The sequence below is a fragment of the Coleofasciculus sp. H7-2 genome (assembly GCF_042747725.1).
In the GTDB taxonomy this organism is placed as follows: Bacteria; Cyanobacteriota; Cyanobacteriia; order Cyanobacteriales; family FACHB-T130; genus FACHB-T130.
Map to the genome: position 1 here is coordinate 19,101 of NZ_JBHZGO010000109.1, position 20,653 is coordinate 39,753.

Here is a 20,653-nt window from a genome sequence, read left to right on the forward strand (position 1 = left end):
TATGGCTTAGAGATCCCCCTTGCATCCCCCGATAAATTGGGGAACTTTGAAGATTCCCCCCCCTTTTTAAGGGGGGCTAGGGGGGATCTCCAAGATTTCAGCGTCACATAGATAACTTTTCAAACATCCTCTAAAAAGGCAAAAGAAATCAGAAAAAATCTTTTTCCTTTACCTTTTACCTTTTGCCTTTAAAGGACTTGCTCAACTTCGGCAATTTCGGGGATAAATTCGCGTAGGCGGCGCTCAATTCCCATTCTCAGCGTCATTGCCGAGCTGGGGCAAGATCCGCAGGCTCCTTGGAGGCGTAGCTTCACAACTGGACCGTCGATGTCTACCAGCTCAACGTTACCACCATCGGACATTAAGTAAGGGCGCAGTTCATCCAAAACTTGTTCGACGTTTTCTGAAGTCAGTGCCAGTGTTTGTGACATGGTTAGTTTACCTTATCGAATCTTTTTTTCTATTGCAGCTATGTTGATCCTAGTTCACGCAGAGATAAAAACTCATCGCGAGAATCGAGGACACTGGGAACCGCTGAGGGCATATCGCAACGCCTCCAGCCTATACCGCTGCTGGTTCCAGTAACTTGACGTTCGCGTAGTTAAACTCGGTGGTCGTTTTCTGACCTTGCTCATTCGCGTGAACTACCTGCTTGGTCATCACGTAGTAATCGCCGACTTTCTCGAAGGTATCCTCAAATTGCAGTTCTTTGATCAATTCACCCGTCTGAGGATTCCGGAAGACAACATCGTAGCGACTGGCGGCGTAGCCTTCTTTGGTGTCTAAACTTTCAGCGGTATCAATGACAAAGGCCATTCGACCCATTACCCGACTTACCTGGCAAATTTCAGTGCCTCGGATTTTGTAGTTAGACCCCATCGCATCGCCTTTAACCAGAATTTCCGTAGCGCCAGTGGCGTCCGTTTCCCCCAGGTTAAATTCGTTCTTGCCGTGAGCTTTGTCAAAAGACCCCCGCTTGCGGTGGGTAACAATATCCCTGAGCTGAGTATAGATGCTCTCTTGCACCGTTTCGTCTTCGATGCCGGTAACTTCAACAGTCATGTCGCTGTTGATGCGAATTTTGCCTTTGTAGACTTCATCACCTTGCTTGAGTTCTACATCAGCACTATATCCGGGAAAATTGGCATCCCAGGTGTAGCGGTTTTCGTAGGCAGCCCGAAACAAGTCACGAGCATTTGCTTGCTCAGTCATAGATTCTTACTTCAACAACTTCTTTCTTAGTGTAAAAATCTTTGCCGAATATTAACACGTCCTGGCGACACAATTCGCTGAAAACCGGCGTTGGAAGAGAAATCCGATAGCGTCGCTTCTCCCATCTAGATTAATAGCTCTATTGAACCCATCTGTGGCGTGGTAATCATGACTGGAGCTTGATACAGGTGTACAGTGAACATGACTGTTGAGCCGAGTCCTTCGCCGTAACTGTGAAAATGAATATTCCCACCCATTGCTTCGACGAGCTTTTGAGAGATCGTTAGTCCCAGTCCCGTACCTGCATAGGGGGTTGTGTGAGAGCCATTAACTTTACCGAACAATTGAAATAGTCTGTCTAGTTTATCCTCAGGAACCCCAATCCCCGTGTCAGCCACGGTGACTACCACCATCCCAGGGAGTTCCTGATTATCAAACCTCACCGTTTTTTGAATGACTTGAGTATTAATCGTAATCTCGCCTTCACGAGTAAATTTAATCGCATTATCAACTAAATTTAAAAGGATTTGGAGTAATCCTCGGTAGTTAGCGTACAGGATAATTTCATCTAAGGTTTGCGGTTTTTCAATTTGTAAGTTTAAGTGCTTTTGGAGCGCTAGGGGATTTCTTAAGCGTTCTACTTCACTCAGGAGTTCGTTTAAATTAACTGCATCCAGCGTCAGATTTATGTTTTGATCGGCTTCAAATTTGGCGATCGCTAAAATGTCATTAACGCTCTTCATGAGACGTAGGGCTGAGCTGTGAGCATCATTCATAAATTCTTGCTGCTCGGCTCGGTCTTCCGCTAGGTCGTCTAAGATTAGCTTGAGGCTACAGATAATCCCATTCAGGGGAGTGCGAAGTTCGTGAGAGATAGTAGAGAGAAACTCTGTTTTTAGACAAGAAGCGGTTTCTGCGAGTTGGCGCGCCTGCTGCAATTGTTGATAAAGGTTGACGCGAGCGATCGCTGTGCCAATTTGCTCGGCAAGTTCGCCCACTAGCTCGATTTCGGGGACGCTCCATTGACGCGGGCAAATCTCCTCCAAAGACGCTAACGCGCCAACGCACTGCTGGAGAATAATTAGACCGTTCGGTTGATCTTGATACCTACTGGCAACCACCAAGATTGACTGTCGCTGAAATTCTCGATCGATGTTCTCCACCACAATCGGCTCTAGACTCGCTAGCGCCTGACTCAAGTAAGGACGATCGGCAATCTGTATTTCTTGACCCAGCAGAGAACTCGATGGCTCTTGAGAATATTCTGCCACTACCTGCATGGAAGTAGAAATTTTATGACAAATAAAGCACCGGCTTACGTCCAGTGCTTTTCCCAAACTCTCAACCGTTTGCTTTTCAATCGTTTCTAGATCGAGTGTGCGATGGATACTCCTAGAAATTTTGTTCAACAGTTTTTGGTACTGCTCGGAAATTTGCTCAGTCATAGAATCCTCTTGACCTCGCAGGCTATGTTGGCGTGCTTAGTTTCTCGACATTTCATCGCACATGAGCCTGAAACTACCAGCAAGCAGCCCTTTTGTGCTTTCAAATGGTAGCTCCAACTCAACCCAATTTCATCAATCCACGAAAGTAGCACCTACATTAACAATCCATCGAACCCGTCTGTTGCGTTGAAATCATTACCGGCTCTTGATACAGAGGCACGGTGAACGTAACTGTTGAACCCAGTCCTTCGCCCATGCTGTAGAAGTTTACGATCCCACCCATTGCTTCTACAAGTCTTTGGGATATTGCCAATCCCAATCCGGTACCACCGTACTGTCGGGTGCGAGAGCCATCCACCTGGCTAAAAGATTGAAATAGTTTGTCTTGCTTGTCGAGGGAGACGCCAATCCCGGTATCGGCGACTTGGACTTTCACGACGCCTGGACATTCCTGTCCCCCAAACTTAATTTTCTTTTTACTGACCTCGGCACTGACTGTGACGCCGCCTTCGTGGGTAAATTTGATCGCATTCCCGATCAGGTTTAACATCACCTGGAGCAGCCGCTGGTAGTTGCCATACAGGATAATTTCATCGTAGGTAGATGGCATTTGAATGCATAAGCTCAGGTTCTTCTGCTGCGCCTGATTCTGGGTAAATTCCTCGACATCACCGAATAGCTCTTCCAGCTTCACCTGTCCCAATTCCAGCTCCATTTTGCCTGCTTCAATTTTGGCGACATCGAGAATGTCGTTGATCAGGTTTAGGAGATGTAAAGCTGAACGGTAAGCATCTTGGATAAAATCCAGTTGCTCTTCTGGCTCGTCTACCGTACCATCTAGTATCAGCTTCAGGGAGCCAATCATGCCGTTTAGCGGTGTACGGAGTTCGTGGGAAGTATTTGCCAAAAACTCTGACTTGAGGCGGGAAGCTTCTTCTGCTTGTTCGCGGGCTTCCTCTAATTCTTTGTACAGGGTGGCGTGAGCGATCGCTGTCCCCACCTGATCTGCCAGTTCTCTGACTAACTCAACTTCGGCATCGTTCCATCGCCGAGTGCGATCGCACTGCTGTAAGGCGATGACGCCATTTGGCTGGTTTTGATAGCAGGTGGAAACGACTAATACCGACTGTTGCCCGAACGCATTCACCCCAGCCTGTTCTACCACAACTGGCTCACCTTGCGTCTCCAATGCTTGCCTTAGGTAGGGCTGCTCGGAAAGCTGTAGCTGTTGCCCCAACATCGACCGAAACGTCTCCTGGCAATACTCCGCCACCACTTGCACTTTGGGCTTAGAACTTTCGTAATTGCAGATGATACAGCGACTGACGTTGAGTGCTTCTCCCAGTCCTCTAACCGTTTGCTGCCAAATGGTATCCAGATCCAGCGTGCGACGGATATTCCTAGCAATCTGACTCAGCAGTTTTTGGTACTGATCTGGACTTGACACAGTTGACTCGAAAGTTGGCAGTGAGACATTAACAGGAGCCGCCATCAGAGTATACCTGTAAACTGCAAAAGGAGAAGAAGCTAATCATTACCAGCCGTTTTCTGTGATAGATGCAACCTCAAACATCATCTTGCCCTGCGGCTAAAATCTAAAACTGGAGCGTTCCTTATTTTGCATTAATCGTTCCATTCCCCTCTCGGAGGCACGGGCGGATTTCTCTCAAGGCTCCGAGTCAGTTCATCATCCCGATCTCGTTCACCTCTAAGCCACTGCCGAATTGCCGTCTCAATGACCTTACTCGGATCGTTGGTCAGGTGCTTAATTTGCGCTAACAGTTCAGAATCAAGGTGTATAGAAATTTCCACCTTTTCGGCTGACCCCTGAGAATATATGGCCCGATCGTTCATATCAGTGCAGTGATGACATTTCCAAGCAAATCCAACGCAAAAGAGGATGCGCCGTCTTTCCATGCTAACTGCTGATGCAAGCAACGCAGTGAGTAGAATGCGGCTCTTATCCTAATGGGCAACAAAATTTTGCAATTCCGATCCCTACTATGCATTCTGACATTCTCCGGGCGCTAACTACTAGTTGGTATAGCGCTCTGTTTTCTGGTGAGGTGAGGGCGGCTAGTCCTGAAGCGTTGCCACTTTTCCGTAGACAAGTCGTTCTCTCCTCAGAAAATTACCTTTTTTTAAAAGGATTTTCATCAGGGCAGTTTTTGCATGGCTTTAATTCAATGTGCCCTACTCTACTTGAATACACAAGAGTTGTTTTTAAGTCTTTAGATTAAGAATACCTCTAGCTGTGTTCTCATCACCCTCCCGTGTCAAATTAATTAGATTGTCATCGCTTCGCTTGACTGACTGACTGTGTAACGAGTGCTGAGGACTGACTATATACCCCAGACTTAAAAGTCGCGGCTTGAAATAAGAACGCGAGAGTTTGTTCGGGCTACGCCTATTTGAAAACACGGGCTTGTACCCTAATTACTCAGTCCTCTCTCCTCAGTCCTCAGTCCTCAGTCCTCAGTCCTCTCTCCTCAGCCCTCAGCCCTCAGTCCTCAGCCCTCAGTCCTCAGTCCTCAGCCCTCGTTTTCTTCTATACCGTCTCTGATTTAGGTAAACAGCGCAGATTTTCTACTGTATAGTCATCGAAGGCGGTAAGTCCCCTACTCGAAGTTAAAGAATTGTCTCAGGCTGACGGACGGGACATATCTGCTGTCCCAACTGCCTGGGCATCGGAAACATTACAATATTTGAAGTCCGCTGAACTTTTCAATTGCCGTTCGTGCCTTTTTGTTTGGCTATGACTGACGTACCTGTTTCTCGCATTCGGAATTTCTCCATCATTGCCCATATTGACCACGGAAAATCCACTCTGGCGGATCGCCTCTTGCAGTTTACGGGCACGGTGCAAGATCGGCAGATGAAGGAACAGTTCCTGGACAATATGGATTTAGAACGGGAGCGCGGCATTACGATTAAGCTGCAAGCTGCCCGAATGAACTATACCGCCAAGGATGGTCAGCAGTACGTTCTAAATCTAATTGATACACCCGGTCACGTAGATTTTTCCTACGAGGTGTCGCGTTCCCTCGCCGCTTGCGAAGGCGCACTCTTGGTAGTGGATGCATCCCAAGGGGTGGAAGCGCAAACGCTTGCCAATGTTTATCTCGCTCTAGAGAATAATCTGGAAATTATCCCAGTTTTAAATAAAATCGATCTCCCCGGAGCTGAGCCAGCGCGGGTAAAGGGAGAAATTGAAGAAATTATCGGCTTAGATTGTAGCGGTGCAATTCTCGCTTCTGCGAAAGAAGGGCTTGGGATTGACGAGATCCTGGAGTCTATCGTTGAGCTAATCCCGCCGCCGGTAGATACGGTGTCACAACCGCTGAGGGCGTTAATTTTTGATAGTTACTACGACAGCTATAGGGGTGTAATTGTATACTTCCGGGTGATGGATGGTACGGTCAAAAAAGGCGATCGCGTCCATCTGATGGCGACTGGCAAAGAATATGAAATTGACGAATTAGGCATCCTTTCCCCGACTCAGAAGCAGGTGAACGAACTGCACGCCGGTGAAGTGGGCTACCTAGCAGCGGCGATTAAAGCTGTGGAAGATGCTCGCGTGGGAGACACCCTTACCCTAGCGAATGCCCCCGCTGCTGAGGCATTGCCCGGTTACACCGAGGCTAAGCCGATGGTCTTTTGCGGCTTGTTCCCCACCGATGCTGACCAATACCCAGACTTGCGGGAAGCTCTGGAAAAACTGAAATTAAATGATGCGGCGTTGTACTACGAACCGGAGACATCCAGCGCGATGGGGTTTGGCTTCCGCTGCGGCTTCTTGGGCTTGCTGCACATGGAGATTGTCCAAGAGCGTCTAGAGCGGGAATACGATTTAGATTTAATTATCACCGCTCCTTCGGTGGTCTATCGTGTGACGACCAATAAGGGAGAGGAAATTTACATTGATAATCCCAGCCGCCTACCGCCGCCGAACGAGCGGGAAAAAATTGAGGAGCCTTATGTCAAGGTAGACATGATTACACCAGAAGTCTACGTGGGGACTCTGATGGAGTTATGTCAAAACCGGCGTGGTGTCTTCAAAGATATGAAGTATTTGACACAAGGGCGAACCACGCTGACTTATGAGTTACCGCTGGCGGAAGTGGTAACGGACTTTTTTGACCAAATGAAGTCCAGAACTCGCGGCTATGCCAGTATGGAATATCATTTGATTGGCTATCAGGAAAATCCCTTGGTCAAGCTGGATATTTTAATCAACAATGACGCCGTTGACGCCTTGGCGATGATTGTGCATCGGGATAAGGCTTACCACGTAGGACGTGGGTTGACAGAAAAGTTGAAGGAACTGATTCCCAGGCATCAGTTCAAGATTCCGATTCAAGCTGCGATTGGTAGTAAAATCGTCGCCAGCGAACATATCCCTGCCTTGAGAAAAGATGTGCTTGCCAAGTGCTATGGCGGTGATATTTCCCGGAAGAAAAAGTTGTTGCAGAAGCAGGCTAAAGGTAAGAAGCGCATGAAGTCGATTGGTACGGTTGATGTACCGCAATCAGCTTTCATGGCGGTGTTGCGCTTGGATCAAGAGTAGCGCTTTGATTGAGACACGCTGGATGCCCAAGCTGAGCTTGGGCATCCAGCGTGTCTTAGCTTGGGGTCTCACACGGGGCATTTTCCAGGCTGAGAGTAGGAAACGAAAAAACTTGAGGCGAAGAAATGAATGCCAGGTAGCGATCGCTAATCTTTACTATATCTTCATCGATATCTTCATAGATTTCTTCAAAATGCAGGTACATCTGGACACCGTTGCATGGCAAGGTTAGTCTAAGATGGATTCCAACTCTTAAAAAACTCAATTGCCAAATGAGAATCTTAGTCACAGGTGGTGCTGGTTTTATCGGTTCCCATCTGATCGACCGGCTGATGACGCAAGGGCATGAAGTCATTTGCCTGGATAACTTCTATACCGGACACAAGCGCAACATCCTGAAGTGGCTGGATCATCCATATTTTGAACTCATCCGTCACGACATCACCGAACCGATTCGCTTGGAAGTGGAGCAAATTTATCACCTAGCTTGCCCCGCCTCTCCAGTACACTACCAGTTCAACCCAGTAAAGACCGTGAAAACGAATGTCTTGGGTACGCTGAATATGCTGGGACTGGCAAAGCGGGTGAAGGCAAGATTCCTCTTGGCTTCCACCTCAGAAGTGTACGGCGATCCTGAAATCCATCCCCAGACAGAAGAATATCGCGGTAATGTCAATCCGATAGGAATTCGCTCATGCTACGACGAAGGCAAGCGAATTGCAGAAACACTGGCGTTTGACTATCATCGCCAGAATCATGTGGACATTCGAGTTGCGCGAATTTTCAACACCTACGGCCCTCGAATGTTAGAAAATGACGGTCGAGTGGTTAGCAACTTTGTGGTGCAAGCTCTGCGAGGTTCCCCGCTAACGGTTTATGGTGATGGTTCGCAAACCCGAAGTTTCTGCTATGTTTCTGACCTAGTGGAAGGGCTGATGCGGCTGATGAATGGCGAGCATAAGGGACCGATTAATTTGGGGAATCCCGATGAATATACGATTTTAGAGCTGGCTGAGGCTGTACAAAAGATGGTGAATCCAGACTCGAAGATTAAGCTTGAGCCACTGCCAGAAGACGATCCTCGCCGTCGGCGTCCGGATATCACGCGGGCAAAGACTTGGCTGGATTGGGAGCCGACAATACCCTTGCAAGAAGGGTTAAAACTGACTATAGAAGATTTTCGCGATCGCTAAGCTTAGCTTCTCTGCCGGAGAATCGCATCCACCGCGATTCGTGAATTAGAGTCCTTTGTCAAAAGTTAATCATCAATGACTTTTAACAAAGGACTACCCAACAGCGGATACCCCCAGAATTGTCATTCCAATTTTTTTGAGGATTTACCCCTATGCGTGTTTGCGTAATTGGCACTGGATACGTTGGCTTGGTCACGGGTGCCAGTCTTGCCCATATTGGGCATCATGTCATCTGCGTGGACAATAACGAAGAAAAAGTCAAGTTGATGAAGGCGGGACAGTCCCCTATTTATGAGCCAGGACTGTCAGAAATTATGCAATCTGCTTCCCAGTCAGGGCATCTTGAGTTCACCACAGATTTGGGTGCTGGAGTGGGTCATGGAGAAATTTTGTTCATCGCAGTCGGGACGCCCGCTTTGGCAAATGGTGAAAGCGATACCAGGTACGTTGAAGCCGTTGCCCGTGGAATTGGCGCTCATCTTGACGGTGGTTACAAAGTCATTGTGAATAAATCCACAGTGCCAATTGGTTCTGGGGACTGGGTGCGGATGATTGTACTCGATGGCGTTCTGGAGCGCCGAAAGTCCCTAGTGGGAGCTGGTGGCGTTGCTACCGAGGAGCTGACACTAGAAACAACCCCTCAGTTTGATGTGGTTAGCAATCCAGAATTTTTGCGCGAAGGTTCGGCGGTTTACGACACCTTTAACCCAGATCGGATTGTGCTGGGTAGCACCAATCCGAAAGCGATCGCCATGATGCAAGAACTCTATGCTCCCATTGTCGAGCGCCAGGTGGCAGAAGACAAATCCTTACCGCCAGTGCCCGTCGTGGTGACAGACATCAACTCCGCTGAGATGATTAAGTACGCCGCTAATGCCTTCCTAGCAACCAAAATTAGCTTTATCAACGAAGTTGCCAATATTTGCGATCGCGTTGGTGCTGACGTTACCCAGGTCTCTAAGGGCATCGGTTTGGATTCCCGGATTGGCAACAAGTTTTTGCAAGCTGGGATTGGTTGGGGCGGTTCCTGCTTCCCGAAAGATGTCTCCGCTTTGATTCATACCGCTGACGACTACGGCTACGATGCCCAGTTGATGAAAGCTGCGGTGAGTGTCAACCAACGCCAGCGCGTGATTGCCATAGAAAAACTGCAACAGGCGCTAAAAATCCTCAAAGGCAAAACTGTGGGATTGCTGGGTCTAACTTTCAAACCCGATACCGATGATATGCGCGATGCTCCAGCACTCAATCTCATCGAGCAACTAAACCGACTGGGGGCGAAAGTGAAAGCCTACGATCCAATTGTTTCTTCAACTGGGATGCGTCATGGGTTAACCGGCGTGATGGTAGAAACCGATCCCGAACGGCTGGCTGATGGCTGTGACGCCCTCGTGTTGGTGACAGACTGGCAGCAATTCCAGACCCTGGACTACAGCAAAATGTCTAAGCTGATGAACAACCCGGTGATGATTGATGGTCGTAACTTCCTCAACCGGAAGGAACTTGAAAGCGCCGGTTTCCAATACATCGGCGTTGGGCGATAGGAAAAAAGTTTTGAGTTTTGAGTTATTAACTCAAAACTCACTCACTTCCTGACTCTTTGCCTGACTTTGTGCCAGATTAGTCCAGCGACAATTAATCCCAGACCAATTTGCCAGATTTGCGGCTCTACCCAGAAAGCCAGGAACAGACAAGATCCTAGACCTGTCCAGGCTATCCATTTGGGATAGAGCCGTTCTGACTCTGGCAGTTTTAATGCTGCCAGGTTAGTAATGGCGTAGTAAATCAAGACGTTAAAGGCACTGAACGACCAAGTTGTTTTGATATTGCCAAGCAGAACCAAAAGAGCGATCGCAATTCCTACCACTACCACCGCTAAATCTGGTGTCGTTCCTTGCCGATTCAGCCGTGCCAAAATTCTGGGCATATCCCGGCGTCGTCCCATCGCCAGCAGCACGCGGGACAAACCCAAAATCAAGTTTAATAGTACGCCCAGCATCGCCGCGATCGCACCAATCGATAAAATCGTCGCACCCCTTGAACCGGCAACGCTGCGGACTGCCACCTCCAGGGGTGCAGCCTGTGCCTGGGCTGCTTTGCCCAAAATTTCTGTCCCGACCGCCCCAATGCCAACCGTTGCCACTGCCATGTAAAGCAGCATTGTCACCACCAGGCTGATAATGATTGCTTGGGGAATCGTCTTCCGGGGTTCCCGTGCTTCCTCGCCCAGTGTGGCAATCCGACCATAACCCGTGTAAGCCACAAACATCAACGCACTGGCTTGGAGTACTGTCGCCGGAGAACCTGTAAAAAACGGCGTGAGATTTTCTTGGCCAACCTCTGTGGCGCGGGGTAGACAGACAAGGACAAAGAAAATTAAAGATAGCAGCGTCACCGAGACGATGACAATATTGGCACGATTAGAGCGCCGAATCCCGCTTAAAACAATCAGAGTCATCAAAATCGCCGCAGCCAGCGCCGTGGGAATCAGAAATCCCCGTCCGTACAAACCCGTCGCATTCAGCAAGTAGCCAGCAAAACCCAAAGCTGCCGTTGCTGCTGAGGCAGTCTTTGCCAAAAGAAACATCCAGCCTGCGGTAAAACCCAGACTCGGATTGAGATACTTGTAGCCATATTCGTAGCTGCCACCGCTGACGGCATGATTTGCTGCTAGCTGGGCACTATTGAGACCGTTGCAAGTTGCCACAATCGCTCCAATAGCGATCGCTAAAATCACCGCAGGTCCTGCGATTCCGGCAGCAATGCCGATGCTGACAAACACTCCCGTGCCGACGATCGAACCCAGACCCATCATCGTGGCACCCAAAACCCCTAACTCTCGTTTCATCTGCGGGGGTGAGGTTTTCGCACTCACGAGACATCTCCCAGATAAGACTACTGTTATGGTAAGGCTGAGAGGTTAAGAGTGAGTTGTGCGATCGCTTAGTTTGACGAATAAAGGATAAACGAACTGCGTTCAATCTCCGCTCCTTGTGGCGCGGTTCTCAACTTTGATTGGCTAATGACCCATGACTACTGACTACAATCAAGGACTATTTGGAACCCGCTCGATTTGGGCGTACCCACTGAAAATTAGCTGATCTCCTTGCGTTTCCAGGCGATTGATCCGTATCGTCACGCCGTCGAGATTAAAGCGATCCAAATCGACCATGTTATCTAAAATTTCAGCAAATGCCGATGTCAAGGTCTGAGAAATCTCCCGTGATTCTTCTGGCACTGCCTCTGGTTGAAATTTGGGATCTTTAAAACGAATGCGACGCCGCCGTTCCACTACTAAGGTTGCTTTCATGCTGACCGGCACCACTCCTTTTTCCCCCAAATCTGCCTTTGCAAAAATTTGCACTTGATTTTCGGGCAGCAGCTGCACTTCTACTTCGGTAAAGGAAACGGGTTGACCGCCAGATAAATCTGTCAAAGCTGGTGTAGAAATATCTTGCAGGCGCTTCTGCACCAGTTCTGCCTGAAAGGATTGGTTAATATCTGCTTGGGATACCATCACCTGTACAACTGCCTGGGTGGGTTGCTTCAGGCGAATCTGACCTTGCATGACACCACTGAAGTCAATCGAGACGGCGTCTGTCTCAAATGACATTTCCTCGGCGCGAAACTCGCGGCGAATCACGAGACCACGACCGCTCATTTTGAAGCTGTCAATACTGCCCTGCAAAAGCTTGCTGGAGGGATAGCAGCGAACAGCAACTTCCACAGACTCACTCTGGGTAAACAGGTGGCGAATGGTCTTGCTGGCGACTGTATTGAGGGCGCGTTCTCCCCAATCAGTGCCAGTATTATTTGTGAATCCAGTAAGGCCGCCTAACATAATGTTTCGCGTCCATGAGAGTGGTTACTATCGTATTTGTAACAAAATATTAACAAACAAGCAAGAAGACTTAAGAGAGAAATAATGGCAGAGAGCCTACTGCTAAAGGTTAGCAGCCGGAAATTGGCACAATTGATAGAATTTTCGGAATCTTCCAATTAGTTACAACAATTAGACTCGGAGATATGGGGCGATCGCTCTGTCGATGCGCGATCGCCTACAGCATCCCGGTAGTGCTGCAAAGGCTCTGGGCTAACGATCCCAGACTACTGCCAAAAGTAACAAAGTATTATTGGAGACAATTAAATTTCACAATCTCTGAAGTCTCCCCATGCCAGCAATGACTTGCCTACTCCTTAAGACAGATATAGCAATTCAAGGGTTGGGTGCAATAGATCAGTAGGGGCATGGCAATCAAAAAGCCCCTACTGAAGGTTAGAACCGCAATAGATTCTACCCAACTCTTGAAACGCTCAGGACTTAAGCAAAGCTTATACATATAGCGTTTTTTAGGGGCAATCCCCCTGGGAAAAGCCCTCAGATGTGGTGATGTGCGGCGAGTCCTGACGCTATAACCGCAAAAGTTATCTGGAGTCTGCCATCGAAAGCATCCTAAATCAGACTAGGGTAATTTTGAGCGACTGGTTTGGGATGAAGGCTGTTCTGCATTCTTAAATTGACAGGACTTACGCAAAGCTTATACATATAGAGTTTTGTAAGGGCAATCCCCCTGTGGTTGCCCCCAGATGCGGTGATGTGCGGCGAGTCCTGATTGAAAGCGATGACACGGATAATTGTTCTATATTACGATTCCAGCTATCCCATATTTAGAACGGGCTATCCGTTCGATTCAGGGAGATTTTGATATTGTTGTATACGATGATGGAAGCAAGAATTTTCCTGATTTGGCTGCTGTTAAAAATAGATGCAAAATCAGACGACTAGAGCATCGGGGGCCAGCTTCTACGCTGATACAGGCTCTGGCTGATGCAAAAAGAGAAAACGTACAACAAGTATTTATTCTAGATGGGGATGATCGGGCGCTAGAGAGTTTACCAAACTTTCTCAATGCATCCTTACTATCACCTTATACAACGGTTATTAGGCAGTTCATCAAAGATATGATTTTGACTATATAAGCTTGATAGAGGGGCGGTTTGACTTTAACATCAGTCGGACAGTAACAGTCAAAAAGGTACGGAAAATAGTAGGTAAATCTCAACAAATATTGCGTTCTTTACCTTTAGATTTTTATGATTTTGTTTACATTGATGGCTCCCACATAGCCAGCGATGTTCTTGAAGATGCCGTTTTAAGTTGGGCGCTTGTTAAAGTTGGCGGCATGATAATTTTTAACGATTATGATTTTATTTTTGCCGACAATAACCTTCAAAATTCCAAAGTGGGAATAGACGCTTTTGTAGCAGTTTTTTACGGTAAAATTAAATTAATCCATAAGTCTCATCAAATTCTTCTACAGAAACTTTTTCCTTAGACTTGGCTGCGTTTAATTACTGAAGACAATTTTGCTTCAGATAAGTTATAACAGCAGTAGAATAACTGTCTGGAAAATACGTGACAGTGAGCGATTGGTTAAAAGGCACAACCAGTGTAAACAAAAACGTAGTGACTTCGACAAAGCAGAACTGCGATTGGTTGTTCAATATTTCTTAATATCTGAAAGCGAGAGTAATATGAAACCCCTAGTGAGAAGAGTCAGCCTACTGATGGCAGCCTTGCCTCTTGCCGGAACCATCAGCTTAGAACAAGCCTTGGCACAATCGATCATTCCGGCTGCTGATGGTACTGGCACCCTTGTCAACACCAATGGCGATGTCCTCAAAGGAGGACCTTCGGTTCGCTTCGACATCACTGGCGGTAAGCTATCAAGCCAAGGCGAGAATCTCTTCCACAGCTTTAACCAATTTGGTCTCAATCAAGGTGAGACTGCTAACTTCCTATCCACCCCCACCATTCAGAATATTCTCGGTCGAGTCGTGGGTGGAGATGTCTCCGTCATTAATGGCTTAATTCAAGTAACTGGCGGCAATTCCAACTTATTTTTGATCAATCCAGCCGGAATTGTATTTGGCAACAACGCTAGTCTGAATGTGCCTGCATCTTTCACTGCCACCACCGCCAACAGTATCGGCTTTGGCAACAATTGGTTTAATGCCATTGGCAATAATAATTATGCCGCTTTAGAAGGAAATCCCAGCACTTTTGCTTTCACGACTCCCCAACCCGGTGCCATTGTTAACGCTGGAAACTTAGCAGTAGGACAGGGAAAAAATCTCACCTTACTCGGTGGCACTATCGTCAATACCGGGCAACTTTCAGCACTCGAAGGAAATATCACCGTAGCAGCGGTTCCCGGCGGAAAATCCGTGCGGATTAGCCAACCTGGAAACCTACTTAGTTTGGAGGTGGCGACTCAGAATTTTAATCCCCAATCCCCCATCCCTAATCCCCAATCCGTACCGCAGCTGCTGACTGGCGGGAAAGTTGGGAATGCTACTAAACTCACCGTTAATAGCAAAGGTCAAGTGGTACTCACGGGATCTGGTGTTGCCATCCCCACGGATACAGGCACTGCGATTGTAGCTGGCAACCTTGACGCATCCGGGAAGACTGGCGGTAAAGTGCAGGTTCTGGGGGACAAAGTAGGTTTGGTGGGTGCCAATATCAACGCTTCCGGCAGTCTCGGCGGCGGAACGGTACTAATTGGCGGCGATTATCAAGGTAAAGGGACGGTACCGAATGCCTCTAGAACTTATGTCAGTCCAGATTCTTCGATCAATGTCGATAGCAAAAACGACGGCAATGGGGGTCGTGCGATTGTTTGGTCTGACAAGGCAACTGAATTTTACGGCAATATTAGTGCCCGTGGCGGCAATAATTCCGGCAATGGCGGATTAGTAGAAGTTTCGGGCAAGGAAAGCTTAACTTTCAAAGGCACGGTGGATACAAGTGCGCCACAAGGTAAAGTCGGCACTCTGCTACTTGACCCGACTGACATCATCATCAGGAATGGCACTGACGATGGAGATGACACGGACGGCTTAAACAATAGCTTTACTGGCAACCCTTCTGGCACTTTAGGTCAAGTAGTTAGCACTGACACCACGCCGACGATCATCTTCGAGTCAGAATTTGAAAATGTGAATGCTGACATCATTCTACAGGCGACTAACAATATCACCATTGAAGACCTAGCTGACAACACTCTGAACGCTAACGGATCAATTACCTTGATTGCCGATTTTGACGGTGATGGTGTTGGAGCTTTTTCGATGAATCAAGGAGATACTATCCAGACTTTTGGAAACGCAGTAACGATTTCTGGAGCGAGTCTCACTGTTGGAAATATCAATACCGATGGTGGTCAGATTCAACTTAACAGCAACAACGGCGCGATCGCTACGGGCAATCTAGACACCTCTACCTTCTCTAATAATTCATCTACAGGTGGCGCAGTTACTCTAGAAGCTGGAAGTAATATCACCACAGGCGCAATTAATTCTTTTGCAGAAGCTGACATATTTTCACTTGGAGATAACCCAGGCGCTACAGGGGGTAACGTCAAGATAACTGCTGGAGGCAATATTACAACAGATGCAATTAATTCCTCTGCTGTGGTTACTCTCATCGCTGGTAGTGACATTTTATTAGATGCTATAGGCGGCTCAGTTACCTTAGATGCACAAGGTAGTATTCAAACCGGCGACATTGATTCCTCTGCTATTGACCCCATCGTTGCTACAGGGGGTGCGGTCAACTTAACAGCTAAGGACGATATAATCACCGGCAACATCAATTCCTCTGCTACTCTTAATCCCCCCGCAACTTATGGTGATATCCTTGACGCAACTGGTGGATTAGTCAGCTTAACAACAGATGACAATATTACCTTTGAGACGATTAATACCCAAGCTATCCAAGAAGCAGGAGATGGACTAGATGGCTCTCTCTTCGGTGGCAATGTCACAATATCTGCTCTAGGAGTCGTCAAAGGAAAGAACACAATTACAGGTCTTGTCCGGCTGACAACCATCCTCACCAGTGGAGTGACTCAAGGAGGCTCTGTTTTCATCCAGCATGATGGGGGACCAGATAACTTTCAATTTATCGTCGGCGATGCCAGTAAAAATGGTACGGCGGGAGAGATTGATACGGGTGGAAGTAGTGGAAATGGGGAGCTACTTTCTCCTACACAAACAATTCCATCTATCGATACCCTAATTCCCAATAACAATACCTTCGAGGTGGGCAATCCTAGTGTCGATGGCATTGGGATAACCTTTATCAACCAAGCACCGAATTTGACCGCAAATACCCTGCTAACGAATACTCAACAAAATCAGTCGATTACGTTCACTGTTGCGAGTTTAAATCCAGTTATAACTGATAGCAATAGCGACTTTACCTCAATACGCATTGACGCAATTAATGGGGGAACGCTGACCAAACAAGATGGTACCGTCATCGTACCGGGAACCATTTTGTCTTTGAGCGATGTTTTAGTTTACACACCGCCAGGGGACGCGATTGGTTTGCTCAATGCCTTTACAATTAGTGCGAGCGATCGCGTTTCCTTCTCCGCCCCGCAACAGCTCACCATCAATGTAGCTCAGCCAATCCCCACACCCATCCCCACACCCATCCCCACACCCATTCCCACTCCAATCCCCACCCCAACACCGTCCCCAGCGCCACTTTCTAGGGAATTATCACCACCGCAGGAGATGCCTCTGACACAACTAGCGGCAACTAGAACCCTTGCCTCAGTCGAAATCGATCCGGTTGTTGCTCAAATCGACCAAGAGTTTACACGGCAATTCCAGGAATATTTGGGACTTGGTTCCGATATTCCACTAAAAACCTTGGATGAGGCGCGTGAAATTCTTAACGAAATTGAGAAAGCAACTGGAGTGAAACCGGCACTCATTTATGTCGCGTTTTTGCCTGAAACAGTTACACCAGGGACGGCGGCAGACAAAAGCCAATTCCCTTATCCCGCATCAGAATCAGACATTTTTTGGCAATTCAACTCTCAGGGATTAGCCCTAAATCAGCTAGCTCAAATTCCAGCTCAATCGTCAAACAATACTCTCCCACAAGATAACGACCAACTTGAACTCGTCATCGTGACAGCCAAAAAGCCACCAATTCGCAGGAGAGTCACAGGGGCAACACGCCATCAAGTTCTCAAAGTCGCCCAGGAATTTCGCTCAGAAATCACTAAGCCGATCAAAACAAACCGTTACCTGAATTCCTCCCAACAACTCTATAAGTGGTTGATAGCACCCGTAAAAGCTGATTTAGAAGCTAGCAAGATTGATAATTTGGTTTTCCTCATGGATACTGGGTTGCGAAGTCTCCCCGTCGCCGCCCTCCACGATGGTCAAAAATTCCTAGTGGAAAAATATAGTGTCGGACTCATGCCCAGTCTTAGCCTTACCGATACTCGTTACCGGGATATTAAAAAATCCCAAGTCCTAGCAATGGGGGCAGCCAAATTTACCAACCAAAACCCCTTACCTGCCGTGCCAGTGGAATTGTCTATTATCGCCTCTTCTCTATGGTCGGGTAAATCTTTCCTCAACGATGCCTTCACTCTAAAGAATCTCAAGGCGCAGCGCCAGCAAGAACCTTTCGGAATTGTTCACTTGGGCACGCACGGAGAATTTAAGTCAGGGGAACCGAGCAATTCCTATATTCAACTGTGGGACACCAAGCTGAGATTGGATCAGCTGCGGCAGTTAGGCTGGAATGACCCTCCTGTAGAATTACTGGTGCTGAGTGCCTGTCGTACAGCCTTGGGAGATGAGCAGGCAGAGTTGGGCTTTGCCGGGTTATCAGTGCAGGCAGGCGTCAAGTCATCTCTAGCAAGTCTCTGGTACGTCAGCGATGAAGGGACTTTGGGGTTGATGACAGAGTTCTACGAACAATTGAAAAAAGCCCCCATCAAGGCAGAGGCGGTGCGTCAGGCACAGGTGGCAATGCTTAAGGGGCAAGTGCGTTTAGAGGGAGGTCAACTCCGCACCCTCAATGGCAGCTTCCCTTTACCACCCTCTATGGCTGGATTGGGAAACAGAAGCCTTGAGCATCCTTTCTACTGGGCAGCTTTCACGTTGATTGGCAATCCTTGGTAAAAGGGCTGAGGAGGGAGGAGTGAGGAATGAGGGCTGAGGACTGAGGAGGGAGGACTGAGGAGGGAGGACTGAGGACTGAGGAGGGAGGACTGAGGACTGAGGAGGGAGGACTGAGGAGGGAGGACTGAGGGAAAAAGGGGAGAGAAGATTGTACTTGCATTCAGCATTAGCGAAACCCAACGCCGACGTTGTTTTTGTTGGGTTTCGCTAATGCAAGGGTTCAACCTACGATAAAACTCAATTCCCGTTAAATCAGTGCCATTCAACTGATAGCTTATAGAACCCATTTGACATCTTTTACTGGGGTGAAGTAAAGTGATTGCCAAACTTTACTTCAGATGCCATGCCATACTCCAGTAGCCTCACCGACGCAGAATGGGAGATTCTGGAACCGTTATTGGTTGAGGTACTACCGCAGAAGAAACGCACGCCTCCGATGAACTGGAGTCAGCGAGAAATCTTAGATGGCATCTTCTATCAACTCAAGAATGGCTGCAATTGGGAAGATTTGCCCTGCATACTTACCACCTTATTCAACGGTCTATTGGCACTATAAACAGTGGCGAGAAGCTGGAGCAATTGAGCAACTGATGGGCGTTCTGCATGGACAAGTGCGCGAAGGTGTAAAAAAAAAGCCAAGTGGAAGACCTTGATCATCATCGACTCGCAAGCGGTGCAAAATACCTGTAATGCAAGTGTAGACTCGAAGGGATTCTGCTTCTAAAAAGCAACCAATGGGATTAAACGACATCTCGCTGTCGATACATTGGGCTTCCCGTTCTTCACGCACTGCACGAGGGCGAATGTGACGGACGATGCTGGGCTGATTGAGATGCTGACGCACAACATTGACTATTTCCAGTCAAAACCGATGAACATTCCCAAGATCACAATCTTGCTCGATCATGGCTATCACCTGGAGCATCTGACTCAAGAGCAAGAGTTGGTGTATCCCCAGATAATGCGGAAGATTAAGTTTGAGTTTTCAACCAAACCTTCAAAACAACAGAAAGCTGCCCAAGGAAAATCTGGATTTGTGCCAGCAGTGGCGCGGTGGCTTCGACGTGAGCGCTCAGCCGAACGGTGATTGAGCGCTCGAATGCTTGGATGGAACGATGTAAAATTCTCGTCAAGAACTTTGAGCGCACCTTACCAAATGCCACGACCAAGCTCAATCTTTGTTTCGTCAGACTCATGATCAAGAGGCTTGCAGCTTCTTAAATATCTCAAATGGGTTCTAGGAATTGCTTATTTTGCTCAGGGAGATTATCCCAGAGCAATGAATTACCAAGAGCAACATTTGCGCCTAGCGCGACAACTTCAAGATCGCGGGGGCGAAGGTCGGGCGTTAGGCAATTTGGGATTAGTTTACTATGGTTTAAAAAAATATCGCTTATCAGCCGAATACCATCAACAATATTTAGCGATCGCGCGAGAACTTCATGACCGCGCTGGGGAAGGACAGGCACTTAGTAATTTAGGCGATGCACTGCTTCAATCTGGCAACCTTCTCGAAGCAGAGCAAACACTATTTATTAGATGATTTTCAGGGAATCGGGATACCGGGTGCGCTCGCCCTGGCATCAGACGGGAAAGATAGTGGTTTGCTGACAGCCGGTGAAATACTGGATCTGTACGCACGATCAGAGCCAGCCGCTTTCGGCATACCGCAAAGCAGTTCGTCTTTACGGTATGCCGAATTGGTGGTTTTGAGTGCTTGTGACACAGGAAGAGGTCGAATTACAGGCGATGGCGTTATCGGACTGTCTCGTGCTTTTATTTCCGCTGGAGTTCCCAGCGTTATCGTGTCATTGTGGGCGATCCCCGATGCCCCTACTTCATTCCTGATGACGGAGTTTTATCAAAATCTCCAGGGAAATCCAGACAGAGCTACTGCGCTGCGAAGTGCCATGCTAACAACCCTAAAAACCTACCCAAACCCATTAGACTGGGCGGCATTTACCCTGATTGGCGAAGCGCAGTGAACGGCAATATTTGAGTAAGATTGGAGTCAATACTTTTCAGTTAACGCCAATTCTTGCGGAAATCCTAAAACTCAGGATGTAGTGGCAGCAAAAGCGGTAGTGAGTCTTTGGTCCTTCAGCGATCGCCCAATTCTCAGATAAATGACAGACTTTTCGGATCGGTGCAGCAAAGCCCTGGGCTACCATCGGCGCACGCGGCAATGTTGAAGGGAGGGTACTTTTAAGGGCACAAAGCGGTATACTCCGGAAGGATAT

At 47.8% G+C, this 20,653-nt stretch carries 17 protein-coding genes and 3 pseudogenes; 12 read left to right on the forward strand and 8 right to left on the reverse strand.

All coding sequences use genetic code 11. The features are described 5' to 3' along the window. Window positions 1-188: 188 nt before the first annotated feature. The 5 genes and pseudogenes from ACFW2W_RS24095 to ACFW2W_RS24115 all read right to left on the reverse strand — a co-directional run bounded on the left by ACFW2W_RS24095 (window position 189) and on the right by ACFW2W_RS24115 (window position 4,511). Window positions 189-431: a NifU family protein gene (locus ACFW2W_RS24095; protein ID WP_190411328.1), complete on the reverse strand. Its 243-nt coding sequence runs from the start codon at window positions 429-431 to the stop codon at window positions 189-191. A 130-nt stretch (window positions 432-561) separates the two neighbouring features. Next, the gene (locus tag ACFW2W_RS24100) at window positions 562-1,212 is read right to left on the reverse strand and encodes a DUF3386 domain-containing protein (protein ID WP_378184267.1); all 651 of its coding nucleotides are present in this window, start codon (window positions 1,210-1,212) and stop codon (window positions 562-564) included. Between the two features lie 125 nt (window positions 1,213-1,337). Then, window positions 1,338-2,657 (reverse strand): sensor histidine kinase, encoded by a 1,320-nt coding sequence (locus ACFW2W_RS24105; protein ID WP_378184269.1) that lies wholly within the window; start codon window positions 2,655-2,657, stop codon window positions 1,338-1,340. A gap of 157 nt (window positions 2,658-2,814) precedes the next feature. After that, window positions 2,815-4,098 (reverse strand): annotated as a pseudogene (locus ACFW2W_RS24110) (ATP-binding protein); the annotation flags it as partial. Between the two features lie 182 nt (window positions 4,099-4,280). Next, window positions 4,281-4,511: a hypothetical protein gene (locus ACFW2W_RS24115; protein WP_378184271.1), complete on the reverse strand. Its 231-nt coding sequence runs from the start codon at window positions 4,509-4,511 to the stop codon at window positions 4,281-4,283. A gap of 557 nt (window positions 4,512-5,068) precedes the next feature. Here ACFW2W_RS24115 and ACFW2W_RS24120 point away from each other — a divergent pair. From ACFW2W_RS24120 to ACFW2W_RS24140, 5 genes are all read left to right on the forward strand, one after another. Further along, complete coding sequence (locus ACFW2W_RS24120; protein WP_378184273.1) at window positions 5,069-5,254, forward strand: hypothetical protein; 186 nt, start codon at window positions 5,069-5,071, stop codon at window positions 5,252-5,254. 158 nt (window positions 5,255-5,412) lie between these two features. After that, complete coding sequence (gene lepA / locus ACFW2W_RS24125; RefSeq protein ID WP_378184275.1) at window positions 5,413-7,224, forward strand: translation elongation factor 4; 1,812 nt, start codon at window positions 5,413-5,415, stop codon at window positions 7,222-7,224. 22 nt (window positions 7,225-7,246) lie between these two features. Further along, window positions 7,247-7,456: a hypothetical protein gene (locus ACFW2W_RS24130; protein WP_378184277.1), complete on the forward strand. Its 210-nt coding sequence runs from the start codon at window positions 7,247-7,249 to the stop codon at window positions 7,454-7,456. A 40-nt stretch (window positions 7,457-7,496) separates the two neighbouring features. Continuing rightward, window positions 7,497-8,417, forward strand: coding sequence for a UDP-glucuronic acid decarboxylase family protein (locus tag ACFW2W_RS24135; RefSeq protein WP_378184279.1), 921 nt, complete (start codon window positions 7,497-7,499; stop codon window positions 8,415-8,417). Between the two features lie 152 nt (window positions 8,418-8,569). Continuing rightward, complete coding sequence (locus ACFW2W_RS24140) at window positions 8,570-9,961, forward strand: UDP-glucose dehydrogenase family protein (protein WP_378184281.1); 1,392 nt, start codon at window positions 8,570-8,572, stop codon at window positions 9,959-9,961. Between the two features lie 41 nt (window positions 9,962-10,002). Here ACFW2W_RS24140 and ACFW2W_RS24145 read toward each other — a convergent pair whose 3' ends face one another. Further along, the gene (locus tag ACFW2W_RS24145) at window positions 10,003-11,292 is read right to left on the reverse strand and encodes an APC family permease (protein WP_378184283.1); all 1,290 of its coding nucleotides are present in this window, start codon (window positions 11,290-11,292) and stop codon (window positions 10,003-10,005) included. 171 nt (window positions 11,293-11,463) lie between these two features. After that, window positions 11,464-12,258, reverse strand: a complete 795-nt coding sequence (locus tag ACFW2W_RS24150; protein ID WP_378184285.1) for a DUF2993 domain-containing protein — start codon at window positions 12,256-12,258, stop codon at window positions 11,464-11,466. Window positions 12,259-13,052: 794 nt separating this feature from the next. Between ACFW2W_RS24150 and ACFW2W_RS24155 the strand changes: the two genes are divergently transcribed. The 3 genes from ACFW2W_RS24155 (at window position 13,053) to ACFW2W_RS24165 (ending at window position 18,413) form a co-directional block, all read left to right on the forward strand. Beyond that, entirely contained in the window at window positions 13,053-13,397 is a 345-nt protein-coding gene (locus tag ACFW2W_RS24155; protein ID WP_378184287.1) for a glycosyltransferase, read from the forward strand. 2 nt (window positions 13,398-13,399) lie between these two features. Next, entirely contained in the window at window positions 13,400-13,753 is a 354-nt protein-coding gene (locus tag ACFW2W_RS24160) for a class I SAM-dependent methyltransferase (RefSeq protein ID WP_378184289.1), read from the forward strand. A 199-nt stretch (window positions 13,754-13,952) separates the two neighbouring features. Then, window positions 13,953-18,413, forward strand: a complete 4,461-nt coding sequence (locus ACFW2W_RS24165) for a CHAT domain-containing protein (RefSeq protein WP_378184291.1) — start codon at window positions 13,953-13,955, stop codon at window positions 18,411-18,413. Here ACFW2W_RS24165 and ACFW2W_RS24170 read toward each other — a convergent pair. After that, window positions 18,374-18,700, reverse strand: a complete 327-nt coding sequence (locus tag ACFW2W_RS24170) for a hypothetical protein (RefSeq protein WP_378184293.1) — start codon at window positions 18,698-18,700, stop codon at window positions 18,374-18,376. The genes ACFW2W_RS24165 and ACFW2W_RS24170 overlap by 40 nt on opposite strands. Before the next feature lie 56 nt (window positions 18,701-18,756). Here ACFW2W_RS24170 and ACFW2W_RS24175 point away from each other — a divergent pair, with 56 nt between their 5' ends. The 4 genes and pseudogenes from ACFW2W_RS24175 to ACFW2W_RS24190 form a co-directional block, all read left to right on the forward strand. Next, window positions 18,757-18,969 (forward strand): transposase, encoded by a 213-nt coding sequence (locus ACFW2W_RS24175; protein WP_378184295.1) that lies wholly within the window; start codon window positions 18,757-18,759, stop codon window positions 18,967-18,969. Window positions 18,970-19,152: 183 nt separating this feature from the next. Beyond that, a pseudogene (locus ACFW2W_RS24180) lies at window positions 19,153-19,634 on the forward strand (IS5/IS1182 family transposase). Further along, on the forward strand, window positions 19,621-19,956 hold the full coding sequence (locus tag ACFW2W_RS24185; RefSeq protein WP_378184297.1) for a tetratricopeptide repeat protein: 336 nt from the start codon (window positions 19,621-19,623) through the stop codon (window positions 19,954-19,956). The pseudogene ACFW2W_RS24180 and the gene ACFW2W_RS24185 overlap by 14 nt, the downstream one beginning before the upstream one ends. Next, window positions 19,940-20,398, forward strand: a pseudogene (locus ACFW2W_RS24190) (CHAT domain-containing protein); the annotation flags it as partial. The gene ACFW2W_RS24185 and the pseudogene ACFW2W_RS24190, both read left to right, overlap by 17 nt. Between the last annotated feature and the right edge of the window lie 255 nt (window positions 20,399-20,653).